15 protein-coding genes are annotated in these 16,791 nt (G+C 51.2%); 6 read left to right on the top strand and 9 right to left on the bottom strand.

Annotated features, from left to right (window positions below; all coding sequences use genetic code 11):
• Positions 1–18: 18 nt before the first annotated feature.
• The 3 genes from OGV77_RS08560 to OGV77_RS08550 form a co-directional block, all read right to left on the bottom strand.
• Positions 19–1,329, bottom strand: a complete 1,311-nt coding sequence (locus tag OGV77_RS08560) for an MFS transporter (RefSeq protein WP_051642805.1) — start codon at positions 1,327–1,329, stop codon at positions 19–21.
• Between the two features lie 63 nt (positions 1,330–1,392).
• Entirely contained in the window at positions 1,393–2,910 is a 1,518-nt protein-coding gene (locus OGV77_RS08555) for a UxaA family hydrolase (RefSeq protein ID WP_043018783.1), read from the bottom strand.
• A gap of 21 nt (positions 2,911–2,931) precedes the next feature.
• Positions 2,932–3,831, bottom strand: coding sequence for a dihydrodipicolinate synthase family protein (locus OGV77_RS08550; protein WP_043018782.1), 900 nt, complete (start codon positions 3,829–3,831; stop codon positions 2,932–2,934).
• A 245-nt stretch (positions 3,832–4,076) separates the two neighbouring features.
• On the opposite strand from OGV77_RS08550, the gene OGV77_RS08545 reads away from it, so the two are divergent.
• From OGV77_RS08545 to nepI, 3 genes are all read left to right on the top strand, one after another.
• Positions 4,077–4,832, top strand: coding sequence for an IclR family transcriptional regulator (locus OGV77_RS08545; protein WP_043018781.1), 756 nt, complete (start codon positions 4,077–4,079; stop codon positions 4,830–4,832).
• Positions 4,833–4,852: 20 nt separating this feature from the next.
• Positions 4,853–5,305, top strand: coding sequence for a DUF1198 family protein (locus OGV77_RS08540; protein WP_003827141.1), 453 nt, complete (start codon positions 4,853–4,855; stop codon positions 5,303–5,305).
• 168 nt (positions 5,306–5,473) lie between these two features.
• Positions 5,474–6,667, top strand: coding sequence for a purine ribonucleoside efflux pump NepI (nepI, locus tag OGV77_RS08535; protein WP_080625938.1), 1,194 nt, complete (start codon positions 5,474–5,476; stop codon positions 6,665–6,667).
• A gap of 85 nt (positions 6,668–6,752) precedes the next feature.
• Here nepI and OGV77_RS08530 read toward each other — a convergent pair whose 3' ends face one another.
• From OGV77_RS08530 to OGV77_RS08510, 5 genes are all read right to left on the bottom strand, one after another.
• A complete protein-coding gene (locus OGV77_RS08530; RefSeq protein WP_043018779.1) occupies positions 6,753–8,132 on the bottom strand; it encodes a carbohydrate porin in 1,380 nt (459 codons plus the stop codon).
• A gap of 206 nt (positions 8,133–8,338) precedes the next feature.
• Positions 8,339–8,641 carry a PTS lactose/cellobiose transporter subunit IIA gene (locus tag OGV77_RS08525; RefSeq protein ID WP_012908063.1) on the bottom strand — a complete coding sequence of 101 codons (303 nt, stop codon included), beginning with the start codon at positions 8,639–8,641 and terminating at the stop codon, positions 8,339–8,341.
• A 12-nt stretch (positions 8,642–8,653) separates the two neighbouring features.
• Positions 8,654–10,036 (bottom strand): 6-phospho-beta-glucosidase GmuD, encoded by a 1,383-nt coding sequence (gmuD, locus tag OGV77_RS08520; RefSeq protein WP_043018778.1) that lies wholly within the window; start codon positions 10,034–10,036, stop codon positions 8,654–8,656.
• Positions 10,037–10,056: 20 nt separating this feature from the next.
• A complete protein-coding gene (locus tag OGV77_RS08515; protein WP_043018777.1) occupies positions 10,057–11,388 on the bottom strand; it encodes a PTS sugar transporter subunit IIC in 1,332 nt (443 codons plus the stop codon).
• 12 nt (positions 11,389–11,400) lie between these two features.
• Positions 11,401–11,715: a PTS sugar transporter subunit IIB gene (locus OGV77_RS08510; protein WP_043018776.1), complete on the bottom strand. Its 315-nt coding sequence runs from the start codon at positions 11,713–11,715 to the stop codon at positions 11,401–11,403.
• Between the two features lie 292 nt (positions 11,716–12,007).
• Here OGV77_RS08510 and OGV77_RS08505 point away from each other — a divergent pair, with 292 nt between their 5' ends.
• Positions 12,008–12,955 carry a LacI family DNA-binding transcriptional regulator gene (locus OGV77_RS08505; RefSeq protein WP_080625940.1) on the top strand — a complete coding sequence of 316 codons (948 nt, stop codon included), beginning with the start codon at positions 12,008–12,010 and terminating at the stop codon, positions 12,953–12,955.
• A 37-nt stretch (positions 12,956–12,992) separates the two neighbouring features.
• Here OGV77_RS08505 and OGV77_RS08500 read toward each other — a convergent pair whose 3' ends face one another.
• Positions 12,993–13,286, bottom strand: coding sequence for a YicS family protein (locus tag OGV77_RS08500; protein WP_043018774.1), 294 nt, complete (start codon positions 13,284–13,286; stop codon positions 12,993–12,995).
• A gap of 129 nt (positions 13,287–13,415) precedes the next feature.
• On the opposite strand from OGV77_RS08500, the gene OGV77_RS08495 reads away from it, so the two are divergent.
• A complete protein-coding gene (locus tag OGV77_RS08495) occupies positions 13,416–13,832 on the top strand; it encodes a GNAT family N-acetyltransferase (protein ID WP_043018773.1) in 417 nt (138 codons plus the stop codon).
• 90 nt (positions 13,833–13,922) lie between these two features.
• Positions 13,923–16,721, top strand: a complete 2,799-nt coding sequence (gene dagR / locus OGV77_RS08490; RefSeq protein WP_087050736.1) for a transcriptional regulator DagR — start codon at positions 13,923–13,925, stop codon at positions 16,719–16,721.
• Positions 16,722–16,791: the final 70 nt, after the last annotated feature.

Below are 16,791 nucleotides of genomic sequence, written 5' to 3'. Positions count from 1 at the left end.
TGTTTCAAAGTCAGTTGATTAATCGTCGGCAATGACCATTTTTTTATCAAAGTTGATCAGTAGCGAGCAGATGAGATAACCCACTGCAGCCAGTGCAAAGAACATCATGGCGGCGTAATAGTTGCCGGTAGATTGAACCAGGAAACCGATAAAAATGGGTAAGATGGCGGCGAACAGGTTACTAGTGAAGTTCATGGTCCCGCAAATGGTGCCTGCAACAGATTGTGCGCCCAACAGTCCCGGTATTGACCAGTAAACGCTGGCCCACCGCAGAGGGAAAAGGGCAATAGTGAGTAAGGTGATGGCGACGGCTGGCGTCGAACTTTGTGCGCAAAGGAAAATGCCAACACCAGCAGTAGTGGCGGAAATAGCCAACATGGTATGCATAACACGGCTTGTTTTTGCTCCTTTGCTGCGCCATTTATCCATAATGTAACCGCCCGTCAATTGGCCGACAAAGCACAGCAGGAAGATCAGCGCCATTGCTCCGCCCATCGATTTGATATCAAAACCGTAGGTGGCTTGAAAATAGAGCGGCAGCCAGGTCATCAGACCGTAGAACACAAAGCTGTAGCAGACCCACCCCCCGATAAGCGCAATTACATTTCGTTGTTTCAGGTAAGGTTTGATATCAGCTAAACGGTATTTTTTGCTGCTGGTTTCCGCGCCGTTTGCGGCAGCAATGTGGTCCAGCTCAGCTTTATTAATGCTCGGATGTTCTGATGGATATGTGCGGATGTACCACCAGGCCAGAAGGCCGACGACCATTGTTCCGACGCCTGCCACTACAAATGCCATACGCCAGGAGTCGAACATTGCAATAAGACCGGCGATGATTACTGCCCCTAACGCCGTGCCCAGGGGGGCGCCACCATCAAGCAGCATCGAACCGCGTCCGCGCTCTGTTGGTGTTAACCATGTCCCCATTAACTTCGCACCAGCGGGCATGATTGGAGATTCAGTGACGCCTAACCCCAGACGAGAAAGTGAAAGGGTGAAAATAGAGTGACACAGAGCTGCGACGGCCTGAAATGCACCCCATAAGATAGTGGCCAGGGCAATGATATTTCTGGCTTTGAATTTATCGGCAATGATGCCACTGGGAATTTGCATTAATGCATACGCCCAGAAAAAAGCACTATGAATAACGCCGACAACGCGGGTGTCAGTAATACCAAATTCATCCGTAATATAAGGCATGGCAATAGAAAGAGAGGTGCGGTCAATATAGTTAATGGCACCTAATAAAAGCATGATGATAAATATCCGCCATCTTACTGTTGTTGCCTTTAATTTATCTTCTTCAGTATTTGTATTAATAATAGACATAAAGACTCCTTGCCATACTCATAGTGAGTATGGCGGTACGAGGTATTATTATATTGTGGAGCGTTACATTATGGAGCCAATAGTCCAGGGGACGAATTCTTGACTGCCATAGCCAAATTCCTCACTCTTCGTTTTTTTTCCGGATGCCATTTCAAGGATCATTTGGTAAATACGTTCGCCAACTTCCGCAATGGTTTCTTCCCCCTCGACAATGGTTCCGCAATTAATATCCATATCCTCCTGTTGGCGTTCCCAAAGCGCATTATTGGTAGCCAACTTCAGGCTTGGCGTTGGTTTGGAACCAAAGGCCGAACCGCGGCCTGTGGTGAAACACAGAAGATTTGCCCCTCCGGCGATTTGACCCGTGACGGCGATGGGGTCATATCCAGGAGTATCCATAAAGACAAAGCCTTTCGCGGTTACCGGTTCGGCATACTCATACACTTCTGTCAGATTGGTTGTGCCTGCTTTAGCAATACCACCTAGTGATTTTTCCAGAATCGTCGTCAATCCGCCGACTTTGTTACCGGCCGAGGGGTTATTGTTCATTTCGCTCCCGGTACGGCGGCAATACTCTTCCCACCAGTGAATGCGTGCAATGAGTTTTTCACCTACTTCGCGAGAAACGGCGCGGCGGGTAAGAAGATGTTCAGCGCCATAAATTTCCGAGGTTTCAGATAAAATTGCTGTTCCGCCTTGTTGCACCAGTTTATCTGCCGCATAGCCCAGAGCTGGATTGGCCGAAATCCCGGAATAGCTGTCGGAACCGCCACACTCAAGCGCGAGGATAATTTCTGAAGCAGGGATGGGTTGACGTGTAACCTGGTTAGCAACAGGTAGCATCTGGTTAACCAGGATAATACCTTTCTCAATGGCGTGGCGTGTGCCGCCTACATCCTGAATGGTATAACTGTGCATCATGGGGCCATCGGCCAGGCCATGGGCGTTCATCATGTCTTTAATTTGACTGGATTCGCATCCCAAACCAATGATGATTACCCCGGCGAAGTTCGCATGGGTGGCATAACCGGCCATCGTACGTCTCATGACGTCCATTGATTCACTTTTAGCGCCGATAGCGCAGCCAAAACTTTGTGGTAATGATACTACGCCATCAACGTTTGGATAATCTGCAAGGCCGTGCAGGCGGAAGTGATCCTCAATGGCCCTGACGACAGTGGCGCTGCAGTTGACGGAGCTTAAAATACCGATGTAGTTACGTGTGGCTGCTCGGCCATCTGCACGGCGGATACCCATAAATGTATCTTGTTGAGGGACTGGAGGAAGTGAATGGCAATCTTCACCCCAGGCATAGTCGCGCTCAAAATCGCCCATTCCCAAATTGTGCATGTGGACGTGTTCGCCAGGTTTAATCGGCTGGGTTGCGAAGCCTATAATCTGTCCATAGCGTTTGACCGCGTCGCCGACACTCAGCGCACGCAGGGCGATTTTATGCCCTGCAGGAATTTCACTCAAAACCGTAATTTGTTCGTCTTCAAGCCAGGTCTCACTGGGCACTGTTTGTCTTGCGATAACCACATCATCTTTGGGATTCAATTTTAGTACAGGGTTGATGTTCATTATCATTGCTCTCATGCTGGTTTATACCGAGATACGGGTCAAAATACTCTTAACCTGCGCTATTTTTTCTTTATCTAACGGTAATGCAGGAGGGACAACTGCGGTAGATATGTCCACACCACTTAATTTTATGGCGGTTTTTATAACGCCAAAGAAAGGTTGTTCTAAGGCATATAAAGGTGATAATCCGGCAAGTTGTTGTTGAAGCGTTTTGGCTGTAGCAAGATCGTTTTGTTGAACAGCCTGATAAATTCCCCGCGTAATATGAGGCGCAAAGTTAAAGGTTGCCGGAATTCCGCCATGTCCACCCAGTAGTAATGTATCAAGTAAATATTCGTCATAACCGCTGAAAATGATAAAATCTGGGCGAAAACAGTGAACTCGATTAATAATTTCCCTTGTGTGGCTAATGTTATCAATAGTGTCTTTAATACCGACGATATTTGGTACATCACGGGCAAGACGGGTGATGACGTCTAAACCAATATCCTGACCGGTTAGCTCTGGAAAGTTATATAAGAAGACTGGGATGCTTAACGCTTCTGCGATCCGTTTGTAATGCGTAAAGCGGGCCTCATCGCTGAGTTTTGCATAATAGGGGTTAACTACCAGTACTCCTTGTGCCCCCGCGTTTTCGGCGTGTTTTCCAAGCTGGATAGTTTCCGCAGTGCTCGCGCAGGCAATACCGATGAGAACTGGAACTCTGTCGGCAACATGTTGCAGACTAAATTCTGCAATCTGTTTTCTTTGCTCAGACGATAAATGTGAGAATTCGCCGCCGCTGCCCAGAATCAACATACCGTCAGCACCATTGCTAATAACATGGTCAATCATTGCTGCCATTCCTGCGCGATCCAATTCACCGTTATCGTCAACGATGGTCGGTACTGGCGGGAAAATACCTTTGAAAACGTTCAACATTGCCACTCCTCTAGTTCTATATGTGGAACTCATGTTCTGTATATTGAAGTTAGTACAGCAAATATCCAAATCGTTCGTCAATGCTTTTTGCGGAAAAAACGAACAATTGTGAGATGGATCGAGTTTGGGGAATTGACATTTAGGGAATGGAGCTCATTTGCTGATGTGCAAAAAAGCCGCATTCCTGAGAAAAGTGATTGCGGTATACTGTGCAGAGTCTATGAATAAAAAAAGATTAATAGCGCATGAACCAAGACATTACGACCTCTGTTCCCGCATTGGATAAGACAGTAAAAATCTGTAATTACCTTTTCAATTCCCCTGGGGCGACGTTCAGCCAGATTCAGCAGGATCTGGGATTACCCAAAAGCAGCACATCCTCGTTGCTAAATGCCCTGGTTGAGCATCATCTTTTGCGCCTGGAAAAGGGGCGTTTCTTTTTGGGACTAAAGCTGTATGAATGGGGGAATCGTTCGCTGGAACAGTTTGATATCCGTAATGCAGCGCTTCCAGTTTTGGAAAAACTGCGTGAGCAAACGGACCTGACCTGCCATCTGGGCATACTGGATGAAGTTGCCCCAATTTATCTCATGAAGCTGGAAAACACTCAGGCTATTAGTATTCGTACCTGGGTCGGTAAAAAGTTACCGATGCACAGCTCCGGTGTGGGGAAAGCGCTTTGTGCCTGGCTGCCGCAGGATAAAATAGATGAACTGTTACCGAATGAGGAATTGCCGCAGTATACAGATACCACCATTACCAGCAAAAAAGCGTTGATGAAAGAGTTTGCCAAAATCCGCGAGCAGGGTTGGGTATTTGATAACGCCGAGGACTCCCCTGGCATCTATTGCATTGCTGCACCGGTATTTAATCGTAATAAAGAAGTAATTGCGGCAATAAGTATCAGCGGCGTTGAATTACAAATGCCTAAAGATTGTATTCCACAATATTCACAGTGGGTGCGCGAAGCCTGCCAGTCACTCTCGGAAAAATTAGTTTAAGCAGGCGGGTATCGTCATTAATGATTTGGATAATGCTGGCCACGTTGGTGGTTGTTTTTGTGGTGGGTTTTCGGGTACTGACGTCCGGGTCGCGGCGGGCAATTCGTCGTCTGAGCGAGCGACTAAATATTGATGTCGTGCCGGTAGAATCGATGATCGATCAGATGGGAAAAGTACAGGGTGAGGCTTTTTTACAGTACCTGCACCGCCCGGATGAATCACATCTGCAAAATGCCGCCCAGGTGCTGTTGATCTGGCAAATCGTGATTGTCGACGGCAGTGAGCAGAATCTGCTGCAGTGGCACCGTTGGCTGCAAAAAGCCCGGCTGGCTGCACCGATTACCGACGCGCAGGTGCGTCTGGCGCTCGGATTTCTGCGCGAGATGGAGCCGGATATGCAGGAGCTTAATGCGTTTCAGATGCGCTATAACGCCTTTTTCCAGCCCGAAGATGGCGTGCACTGGCTGCACTGATAGTGATGCCTGATGGCGCTACGCTTATCAGGCTTACAAACAGGTTCAATCGTAAGCCGGATAAGGCGCAGCCGGCATCCGGGGAATAGTTGTCAAAACGTTAAATACGTCACAAATTTAATGTTACACTGCGTAACTTTTCTACAATAACCCCACGCAGGTAACAAAATGAGTGAAGCTGTTGAACAAAAATCCCGCGCTGAGGCAAATGTCCGCCCGAACTGGTCGGCGGTATTTGCCGTGGCGTTCTGCGTTGCCTGCCTGATAACCGTTGAATTTTTGCCCGTTAGCCTGTTAACGCCGATGGCGCAGGATCTGGGGATTTCTGAAGGCGTTGCCGGACAATCAGTGACCGTGACGGCGTTTGTCGCCATGTTCGCCAGCCTGTTTGTGACGCAAATTATTCAGGCGACCGATCGTCGCTACGTGGTGATCCTGTTTTCGGTGCTGCTGACGCTCTCCTGCCTGCTGGTTTCCTTTGCCAACTCTTTTTCGCTGTTGCTCGTTGGCCGTGCCTGCCTCGGTCTGGCACTTGGCGGTTTCTGGGCGATGTCGGCGTCGCTGACCATGCGTCTGGTTCCCGCACGTACGGTACCGAAAGCGCTGTCGGTGATTTTTGGCGCAGTCTCAATCGCGCTGGTGATTGCCGCGCCGTTGGGGAGCTTTTTGGGCGGCATTATCGGCTGGCGCAACGTGTTTAACGCGGCGGCGGTAATGGGGGTGTTGTGTACCATATGGGTGGTGAGAGCGCTGCCTTCGCTGCCGGGCGAACCTTCGCATCAGAAACAAAACATGTTCAGTCTGCTGCAGCGCCCGGGCGTGATGGCCGGGATGATTGCCATCTTCATGTCCTTTGCCGGGCAGTTCGCCTTCTTTACCTATATTCGTCCGATCTATATGAATCTGGCGGGCTTTGGCGTTGATGGCCTGACGCTGGTGCTGCTGAGTTTTGGTATCGCCAGCTTTGTCGGGACGTCGCTCTCCTCGGTAATTCTGAAGCGCTCGGTAAAACTGGCCTTAGCCGGTGCGCCGCTGGTGCTGGCGCTCAGCGCGCTGGTCCTGATTCTGTGGGGCAGCGACAAAGTTGTGGCGGCAGGCATTGCGATTATCTGGGGACTGGCGTTTGCGTTGGTACCGGTCGGTTGGTCGACGTGGATCACCCGCTCGCTTGCCGATCAGGCAGAAAAAGCCGGATCCGTCCAGGTCGCCGTGATCCAGCTTGCCAATACCTGCGGGGCAGCAGTGGGAGGCTATGCGCTCGATAACCTCGGACTGCTGTCGCCCCTGATGCTCTCCGGCAGCCTGATGCTGCTGACGGCGCTTCTGGTGGCAGCGAAAGTTCGCATAAAGGGTATGCAATAAACTCCTGTGTTGTTCGCCGGATGGCGCTGTCATCGTAGGCCGGATAAGGCGTTCTCGCCGCATCCGGCACTTCACGGCTCACTAATCAGAACCATGCTTCCCACATGGCGCCAAGGTTAAAGTCGTCCAACGTTTCGTCTGACGTGCCGTTCACCCGCGCGGTGCGATCGTTATCCACCTTGCCGCCAGTGACGTAGAAGCGCAGCATCGGGCGGAACTCCGGCCCCATAGCGATCGACATATTCTGCGACAGCGTCAGCTTCCAGCCGTGGTTATCCCCGCCGTTGTCATAATCAACCCGCTGATAGCCCGCTTCCAGCCAGGTGGAGTGAACGTCGTTCCAGAAGTACATTGGACGCACAATCGCGCCGTAGTTCTTACGGTTATCGCTCTTATCGGCGCTGTTGTCGTAATCATGGAACGCTAACAGGTATTCCACCTGCGCCTGGCGGGTAAACTTATGGCTTCCCTCGAAGCTGGCGTAAACCGTGGTCAGGTCGTCGGTTTTGTTATAGACGCTGTTGTCAGAGTTATCAGAATAACGGGCAATCACTTTATTCACGCCGCTGTCGTTGGTGTGGCTCAACACGAAGGCACCCTGCCAGGCTTTCAGGCGGTCATCGCTCTCGACGGCTTTGGAGTCAAAACCGTAGTTGGCGTAGATCTCCAGATCCAGCGGGCCCACTTTCATATTGTGAATTTTTGACGTCACCGCGTAGTTGCCTTTATCGCCGGTGCCGGAACCGCCGGTACAGGTAATACGCGATGGGTTAGCTTCGTCCTCCATCACTTCCGGGCTGCAAGATTCAACTGCGGCAACGGTGGCGACATCAAACTGTACACCGCCGATGTCGAAGTTCTTCACCCCAGCGCCCTGGCCGTCGTGGTTCATCCAGAAGTAGTCATTGATACCCTGTTGCGGACGCTGGTGGAAGTCACGGCCTGCCCAGATATAGGCGTTGGGATTGGATTCCAGGACGTTGGTGACGCCAGCGTAGGCTTTTTTCAGGTTAACTTCGTCGCCCCAGTGGTCGATCATCACGTTAATGTCCCAGATTGCGCCGTTGTCGCTTTTGAACGCTTTCGATAGCTGGAACTCGCCGCCGTTGCCTTCGTTACCTAAACGACCGATGGCGGAAGCACCGTTGTAGGAGCCATCGACGCCAACGTATTTCTGATCGCCGCTCTGGAAATGCGCGCCGTAACGTGCATAGCCGCTGAATTTCACACCGAACGGAATCGCCATATCCGGCGATTGCGCCGCGCTTTGCGGCTCGTTAATAACATCGGTTTTTTTCGCGACGGCAGCGTCCATTTTCGCCTGACGCTCCGCCAGCGCTTTATCGACTGCTTTGGCGACGATGGCATCGATTTGTTCTTGTGTGAATTCCTGTGCGAGGACAGAAATTGGGCACAGCGCGGCGACTACCGCCAGCGTGACTGGAAGTTTTTTTATCATGTTCATGGTTATCTCATCGACACTTTACCCTTCAGTTCGCGCGGAGCATTCTGAATAAGCGTGTGCATTAATTTATTTTAAGATAATAACCATCCCGTCTCGGTTGAATTTGCTATCACCAAAACAAGTTGATTTTTCTGTTTTAATAACGGGTACAGGACTGTTTTATTTAATCGTAATGCTTTCTCCGTTGTTGAATGTTTAATTAACGATTAACGCTGATACAGATGAATAATTTCTTCTGACAGTTCGCGGGCTAATAACGACGTCATTAAGTGGTCCTGCGCATGCACCATAATCAATGTCATTGGTTGCCGGGCTTCCCCGGCGTCCTGTTCAATCAATTTGGTTTGCATGTGATGAGCCTGACGGGCGTAGCCGTCAGCCTCACGAAGCAGGCTTTTCGCTTCGTCAAAGTTCCCGGCACGCGCGGCGTGCAGCGCTTCGAAGCACAGACTGCGGGACTGTCCGGCATTGACGATGATTTCCATTACTGCTTCTTCTAATGCAATCATGTTGTTCTCTTCCTAATCGAATCCGTTATTTTCGGCGGTGTGGGCAAACCATTCGCCGCTCTTTTTCACCGTACGTTTTTGCGTTTCTAAATCTAACTGGACAAAGCCGTAGCGGTTTTTATAGCCGTTGAGCCATGACCAGTTATCAATAAAGGTCCACATATGGTAGCCAAGACAATTACACCCTTCGCTAATTCCTTTATGTAGCCATTTGAGATGCTCAGCAACAAATTCAATACGGTAGCTGTCGTTGATTTGCTCTTGCTGAATAAAACGCTGCTCATTCTCGACTCCCATACCGTTTTCAGAAATAAAACAGCGCGGGTTACCATAATTATCACGTAGATTAGTAATAATATCGTAAATACCCGGCTCATAAATTTCCCAGCCACGGTAAGGATTCATTTTCCGACCCGGCATTTCGTAATAATCAAACAGCCACTCCGGCATAAACGGTGCATCCGGGTTGACGGCGCTATCACGGCATTTGACTCGACGCGGCTGATAGTAGTTGATGCCGAGCAGATCGATTTTGCCCTCGGCGATTAACTGGCGGTCGCCCGGCTGGCATGCCGGTAATTGATCGTACTCTTTCAGCAGTTCGACCAAATCTGCCGGATATTCACCCTTCAGCACCGGATCGAGGAAGCTGCGGTTAAACAGCAGATCCGCATAGTGTGCGGCTTTCACATCCGCCGGATTTTGTGAGCGTGGATAGGAAGGCGTTAAATTCAGCACCACGCCGATTTCACCGTCATGGTTTGCGCCACGATACGCCCGAACCGCCGTGGAATGCGCCAGTACGGTGTGATACGCCACGGTGGCTGCACGTTTGAAATCCACTACGTTAGGGTAATGGAAGTCATACAGATAGCCGCCTTCTACCGGGACAATTGGCTCGTTAAAGGTAAACCAGTGCTTAACCCGGTTGCCGAACAATGTAAAACAGGTCTGTGCGTAGCGGCCAAACGCCTCGACCACTTCACGGTTTTCCCAGCCGCCTTTCTCCTGCATCACCATCGGCATATCGAAGTGGAACAGGGTGATAAATGGCGTAATACCTTGTGCCAGCAGCTCGTCGATGATGTTGTTATAGAAATCGACAGCTTCAGGATTAACCTCGCCGGTACCGTCCGGGATCAGTCGCGACCAGCTCAGAGACGTACGGAAGCTGTTGTGTTTCAGCTGTTTGAGCAATGCGATGTCTTGTTTCCAGTGCTGATAAAAGGTCGAGGTAGTTGCCGGGCCAACCCCCTGATGGAAACGACCTGGCTGACGATCGAACCACACGTCCCACGTGGTCTGGCTTTTGCCGCCGTTCAGGCTATCCCCTTCGGTTTGCAGCGCTGAGCAGGCACTGCCCCACCAGAAGTTTTCAGGAAAACGGTATCTCATTGTTCTGACTCCTTGATTCATTATGAGTTGCTACGGGCAGCGTTCACCACGGAGACTGCATCCTGGGCTTTTTGCTCTTCGGTTTTCAGCAAAGAACGTTCGTAAGCACGCAGGAATGGCAGGTACATCAGCGCTGACATCGCCATACAGATAAAGCACATCACCACCGGGCTTAATGCCCAGTTCGCGGCCCAGGAAGCACCGATCGGCGCAGGCGTGGTCCACGGTGTCAGCGAAACCACTTGTGCCAGCCAGCCGAGTTTGGTGGCGCTATAGGCCAACACGGCGTTGACCAGTGGGACGCAGACAAACGGGATGAACAACATCGGGTTCATGATGATTGGCGCACCAAACAGAATAGGCTCATTGATATTAAAGAAACTAGGCACAATTCCCATTTTGCCGATAGTACGCAGATGGGCGACGCGACTGCGCAGAAGCAGGAATGCCAGCGGTAAAGTCGAACCAACGCCGCCAATCAGCAGGTAGTGATCCCAAAAACCTTGCAGATAGACGTGAGGCAGCGCCGCGCCCGCCGCCAGAGCGGCCTGGTTAGCGGACAGATTCGCCATCCAGAACGGGTTCATTATGCCGGTTACGATCAATGAGCCGTGGATGCCGGCAAACCAGAAAATCTGGCACAGCAGAACAGAAAGCAGAATAGCGGGCAGTGAGTCTGAAGCGGAAACCAGCGGCTCCAGCAGGTGCATAATCGCCTGCGGGATGATCATCCCGGTTTGTGCTTCGATAAACAGGTTCAACGGATGCAGGGTCGCAATCACCACCAGTACTGGAATGAGGATCTCGAAAGAACGCGCGACGCCGGTCGGTACTTCCTTCGGCAGGCGGATTGTCACGTTATTCTGCTTCAGCCATGCATACATGCGGGTGGAGTATATGGCGGTGATGAGCGCGGTAAAGATCCCCTGACCGGAAAGATACTGCGTCGAGATTTTACCTTCGGCATACGGCGCAGCAACCAGTAAAAACGCCATAAAGGCCAGCAGGCCAGACATCACCGGATCGAGGTTAAACTGACGGCCCAGACTGGCGCCAATGCCCACGGAGATAAAGAACGTCATAACACCCATGCTGAGGTTAAACGGCAGCATCAGCTGTTCACGATACGTTGCCGAGAAATCGAGCCAGCCCCGGGCAAAGCTGTTGGTGGTATCGGCAGAGAACGGCGGAAAAATAAACACCAGCATGAAGGAGCCGATGATCATAAACGGCAGCGCCGCCGTAAAACCGTCACGAATTGCAATCACATACTTCTGCTGCCCTAACTTGCCGGCGAGCGGGGTGATGGATTGTTCAATGACGGCAACCATTGACTGATATAACGAACTCATAGTGACACCCTTTTAGTGTGTCGCTTCAATCAGCGACAGAGCATAATCCAGCACTTTGTCACCGCGTTGCATACCGTAATCCATCATATCTATGGCTTTTACGGGTATACCCTGGGTGGCAGCCTTTTCGGAGAGCGTATTAAGCATGTACTTTACCTGGGGGCCGAGCAGTACCACCTGGTAATTTGGAAACTGAATGTCAAATTCGGAAACGCCGTAGGCCTCAATCTTCACGGGCAATCCGCGAGACTCTGCCTCCTCAATCATTTTACGAACCAGCAAGCTGGTGGACATCCCTGCCGAACAACACAACATAATCCTGAACATGGTGAACCATCCTTTAAATGTAAAAACTTATTGCGAGTCTGATTTGATATCATACGGAAACCGGTTTCCATTCATGGAAACCGGAATTGTGACAGCCATCAAGATCTTATTCTTATGAGGCTAATTATTTGGATTTAGCTCACGAAATTGGCTGTGGAAATCTCTTTTTGAGTCCAAATGGAAAATCGGTTTCCATGAAAAACGGAAACAGCTATACTGCGGATGGCGATTATTTGAGCCAATGTTAAATTCAGGATGGAAAGGGCCTGGCGGGTCCTGTCAGGGGAGAATGATGTCTACTATCAACGATGTATCGCGTTTGGCTGGCGTGTCAAAAGCCACTGTGTCACGCGTGTTGAGCGGTTCGCGTGGCGTAAAAGAGGCCAGCCGCATCGCTGTGCTGAAAGCGGTGGATGAACTCAATTATCGTCCGAACGTGATTGCGCAGTCGCTACTCAGCCAGTCTACCGGCTGTATTGGCGTGATATGCGCGCAGGACAACATCAATCAGACCACGGGTTATCTCTACGCGCTGGAAAAGCATCTAAGCCAGCATCAAAAGCACCTGCTGCTGCGTTTTGCCAATACCAAAGCGGAAGTCATGAGCGCTCTTGATGAATTAAGCTGCGGTTTGTGCGACGACGTCCTGATTATCGGCGCGCGTTTCCCGCTCAATATCAATCAGGAGAATGTCATTCTGGTGGATTGTCTGGATTCCGGCGATGACGTCAACAGCATTCAGTTCGATCATGAATTTGCCACCGAAACTGCCTGTAACTATTTGATAAGTCAGAATCGACGCCAGATTGCTTTAATTCATCCGGACGGAATGGGCTTCTCCGATCAGGTGCTGTTGGGCTATAAACACGCGCTGGAAAAAAACTTCCTGCCGTTTAACCGTAACCTGGTGTTTATGGCCGCCACGTCATCGTCAGTGGCCTTGCAGGAGCTGCTTAACAACGCGTCGACGCTAAATTTCAACGCGCTGCTGGTGGCGGATGAGCAGCAGGCACAGCGGGTTATCCCGCAGTTGCAGGCGTTTAATAAATCCGTTCCGCAAGACATTATGGTCTTTAGTCTGGCCGGATCGCTGCATCTGCCGGGTATCCCAACTATCCCGGCGATTGAATATTCTATGGATGCCATGGCGGCGCGGATCGTCAGTTGGCTCAATGAGAAAACCCAAAGCGTGCTGGGTTCGTACGTGCTGCGTGGCGACTTAATTATTCCTCAGCGTTAACGCTGTCCCTCTGGCGTGGGGCTATTTCGCTTCACGCCTATAAATCCGGGCATTCAACTTTGCCAAGCGCTTCCCAGTAGTTGTTCTGATTGTTTCTTTGAATTGCCAGAATGGCTTCGCGGATGTGCTGTTGGTTACGCGTATCAGCCATAATCGTTTTTTCCCATACCTCATCAGATGGCGAGCCTTGCGGGGTGCAAATCTTACGTAAATCCTTCAAAACGGTATTCTTTTCGTGTACAGCCTGCAGACTGCCATATGCCGAGTCGGCTTGCGCCAGAACGGGTAGCATGAAAAGGACGGCAATAATCGGAAAAATGACTCGTTTCATGATAATAATCCTTGTTGTCTATGCGCATCATCTCAAGAGTAAGTGTAGACGGCATACGACTCACTCATCACCCTGTGTTAATGTCAAAAATAAATCAGCCAGAAGTTGTAGTTATTTTAGGAGGATAGGATGCAAATACAGATTACGGATACGATTACCGAAGACGATCAAAATGCCCTGCTTGCCGGGTTGCGCGCTTACAACCGCCAGTTTCTGAAAACCACCAATTTTGGCGACCTGGCGGTGTACTGGCGCGATGAGCGCAATGAAATTCTGGGCGGGTTGATCGGCAAAATCAAAGGCGAATGGCTGTGCATTGATTTTCTGTGGATGCATGATTCACTGCGTAAAGGCGGTTACGGCACAAAATTGATGCAGGCCGCAGAACAGACGGCGCGTGAGAGAGGATGCCTGCATGCGCTGGTGGATACCATGAGTTTCCAGGCGCTGCCGTTTTATCAGAAAAACGGCTATCAGCTGCAAATGACCCTCGATAACTTCCCGGAAACCGGTTCCGCGCGCCATTATTTGTCAAAAACGTTTTGATGACCGGAAGGTCTGGACGCCGCCTCACTTTCTTGCGCAGCAGAATAGTGTATGTTCTGAACAATCATTTATTTCTTAAGCGGTAAAGAGATGAGACGGATTGAGATAATACTGGGAGAGCTGGAACGGCTGACGCGAGGACTGAATCTTGCCCATCTGGCGCAGGAAAGGGCGTTCACGGCGGAGGCTATCGGCTTCAACCTCGGGCTGGCGCGCAACTCGGTCAGTAAAGATCTCAATCAGCTCTGGAACGACGGCCTGGCGATTAAAAGCCGCGGTCGCCCGGTATTCTTTCTGCATCGTCAGGCGATTGAAACGCTGCTGGGGCGCAAACTGGATGAGTCCGAGCGTGAAGTGCAAACCGTTGCCGACCTGTTGCCTGTTCAGGAAAACCAGGCGACAGACGATCCCTTTTCCGGCCTGATTGGTTACGATCGCAGCCTGCGCGATGCGGTGGAAAAAGGCCGCGCGGCGGTGCTGTATCCCCACGGGCTGCATGTTCTGCTAACCGGTCCCTCCGGCGTAGGTAAAACCTTTTTTGCCGAACTGATGCACCGTTTCGCCTGCGAACGTGCAGCGGGAACGCCTCCCCCGCTGGTCTATTTCAACTGCGCGGAATACGCGCATAACCCGGAGCTGCTCTCTTCACACCTGTTTGGTCATCGACAGGGGGCGTTTACCGGCGCAAACGAGAATAAACCCGGTCTGGTCGAACAGGCTGATGGCGGCTATCTCCTGCTCGATGAAGTGCATCGTCTGCCGTATGAAGGCCAGGAAAAGCTGTTCTCTATTCTCGACAAAGGCGAATACCGGCCGCTGGGTTCAAGCGCCGTGGCGCGTTCAATCTCGGTTCGCCTGATATGTGCGACCACCGAACCGGTAAGTTCGGCATTGCTGCGCACTTTCCAGCGACGTATTCAGGTATGTATCGATCTCCCTGGCATACGCCAGCGTTCGGTGGAAGAGCAGGTTGAACTGATCGTTGGCTTCTTACAGCGTGAGAGCCGCAAAATCGAGCGTACGATAAGCATCGACCGTACCCTGCTGCTCTGGCTGCTGAACAAGCCGCTGGAAGGCAATATTGGTCAGCTCAAGAGCGATATTCAGTTTCTCTGCGCCCAGGCCTGGGCTTCGGGAATGACGGAGCACAGCGATACGCTACAGCTGGATAAACGTCTGACCGAGATCCCCTTTAACGCCACGCCGGAGCAACGTCTGCTGGTTGGGGCGCTGTTCGAAGGCAAAGAGCACCTGAGCATCGATGCCCGCACGCTGCCGGCACTGAAAAATTCGCTGGCCACCGGAGCTGAAATTGAAGAGAGCGATCTCTTTTATAGCTTCCTGACCCGGGAATATATCAATCTGCGTAACAGTAACGTACCGCCAGCCGAAACGCTGGCAATCCTCAAAAACAAACTCAGCTCGATTTTTGAATATGGTCTCTATAGCCGCGACAGCGTGGCGCATCCCCCGCGCTATGGCGATCAGATTGAAGAGCGAGTCACGCTGCTGATCGGCTGTGTTGAGCAGGTGCTTGGCTTCACGCTGCCGGAAAATCTGGTTAACCCGTTACGCAAACACTTCCTGGCGCTGATTGGCTATGTGCAGCGCGGCCTTATTCCGCAACTTTATTCTTCCAGCCTGATCCTCGATCGCTGCAAAGATGAATACGAAAACGCTACGTTGTTATGCCGAAAAATCAATGAACTGCTGCATATTCAGTGTCCGGCGACGGAGGTGGTCTGGCTGTGCCTGTTCCTCAAAGAGTGTCGCCATTACCGCCAACGGATTGACGCCAGTCCGGACTGCGGGGTGATTTTGATTGCTCACGGTGCGACGACCGCCACAAGTCAAGCGCAGTACGTGAATCGCGTACTGGAGCGCGAGGTGTTCAGCGCTATCGATATGCCTTTCGAGCAGTCGGTGCATGACACGCTGGAAGCCCTGACGCAGATGATCCAGACCCGGCAGTATCGCCGATTAATCCTGATGGTGGATATTGGCTCGCTGGTCCATTTTGGCAGTACGATCAGCAAATTATTCCAGATAGATGTTCTGCTGATGCCCAATATTACGCTCACCAGCCTGCTGGAGATTGGGCTGGATTTAAGCTACGAAACCAGCGACTTGCCGCAGCTGGCGGCGTTGATGCAGAGCAAAAATATTCCCTGTCAGCTCTGTACGCCGCAGCAGGAAAACAGCGGTAAAGTGCTGGTTATCTCCTGCATTACCGGGATGGGAACAGCAGAAAAAATCAAAAAGGTGCTGGAAGAGAGCTTCGGCGAGCTGATGTCGCAGGATACGCGGATGGTGATCCTCGATTACAACGAAGTTCGCAGCCTGGAGCGCGTTCAGCAGGCGATTAACGCCAGTGAACGTCTGGCGGGAATCGTGGGTACTTTCCAGCCGGGACTGCCGGATATTCCGTTTATCTCGCTCGAGGAGCTGTTCTCTGAGCAAGGCCCTGAACTGGTGCTCAGCCTGCTGACGCCCGATCTCTCCAGCAGCGAACGCCGTCTGGAGATGGAGCGCAGCGCGATGCGCTTTATCAGCGCGTTGACCATGGAGAGCATCATTAACCATATTTCGGTGCTCAACCCGCAGCGTATTCTGAAAGAGATGGAAGGCGTGCTGAATCATCTGACCACCACGCTTTCGCTCAAACCGAGCCGTCAGGTGACACTGCGCTTCCTGATCCACTGCTGCTGTATGGTCGAGCGTATCGTGATTAACCGCAAACCGTTACAGATGGCGCTGGAGAACAAGCCGGATCTGGATATTCGTGCGTTTAGTGTCATTAAATCTGCTTTCCTGCCGATCGAAGAGGCCTATGCCATTCGCTTATCGGACGCGGAATATTTTTATATCTACGAACTGCTGTATAGCTAACCCCAAGACTTGCGGGGCTTTGCGCCCCGTCGGCATCCATAACTCCCCCGCGTGACACAAATTCTGGCAC

It is taken from the genome of Citrobacter sp. Ce129 (genome assembly GCF_030334545.1).
Classification (GTDB): Bacteria; Pseudomonadota; Gammaproteobacteria; order Enterobacterales; family Enterobacteriaceae; genus Citrobacter; species Citrobacter europaeus.
This window is presented reverse-complemented; position numbering and strand designations above follow the sequence as displayed.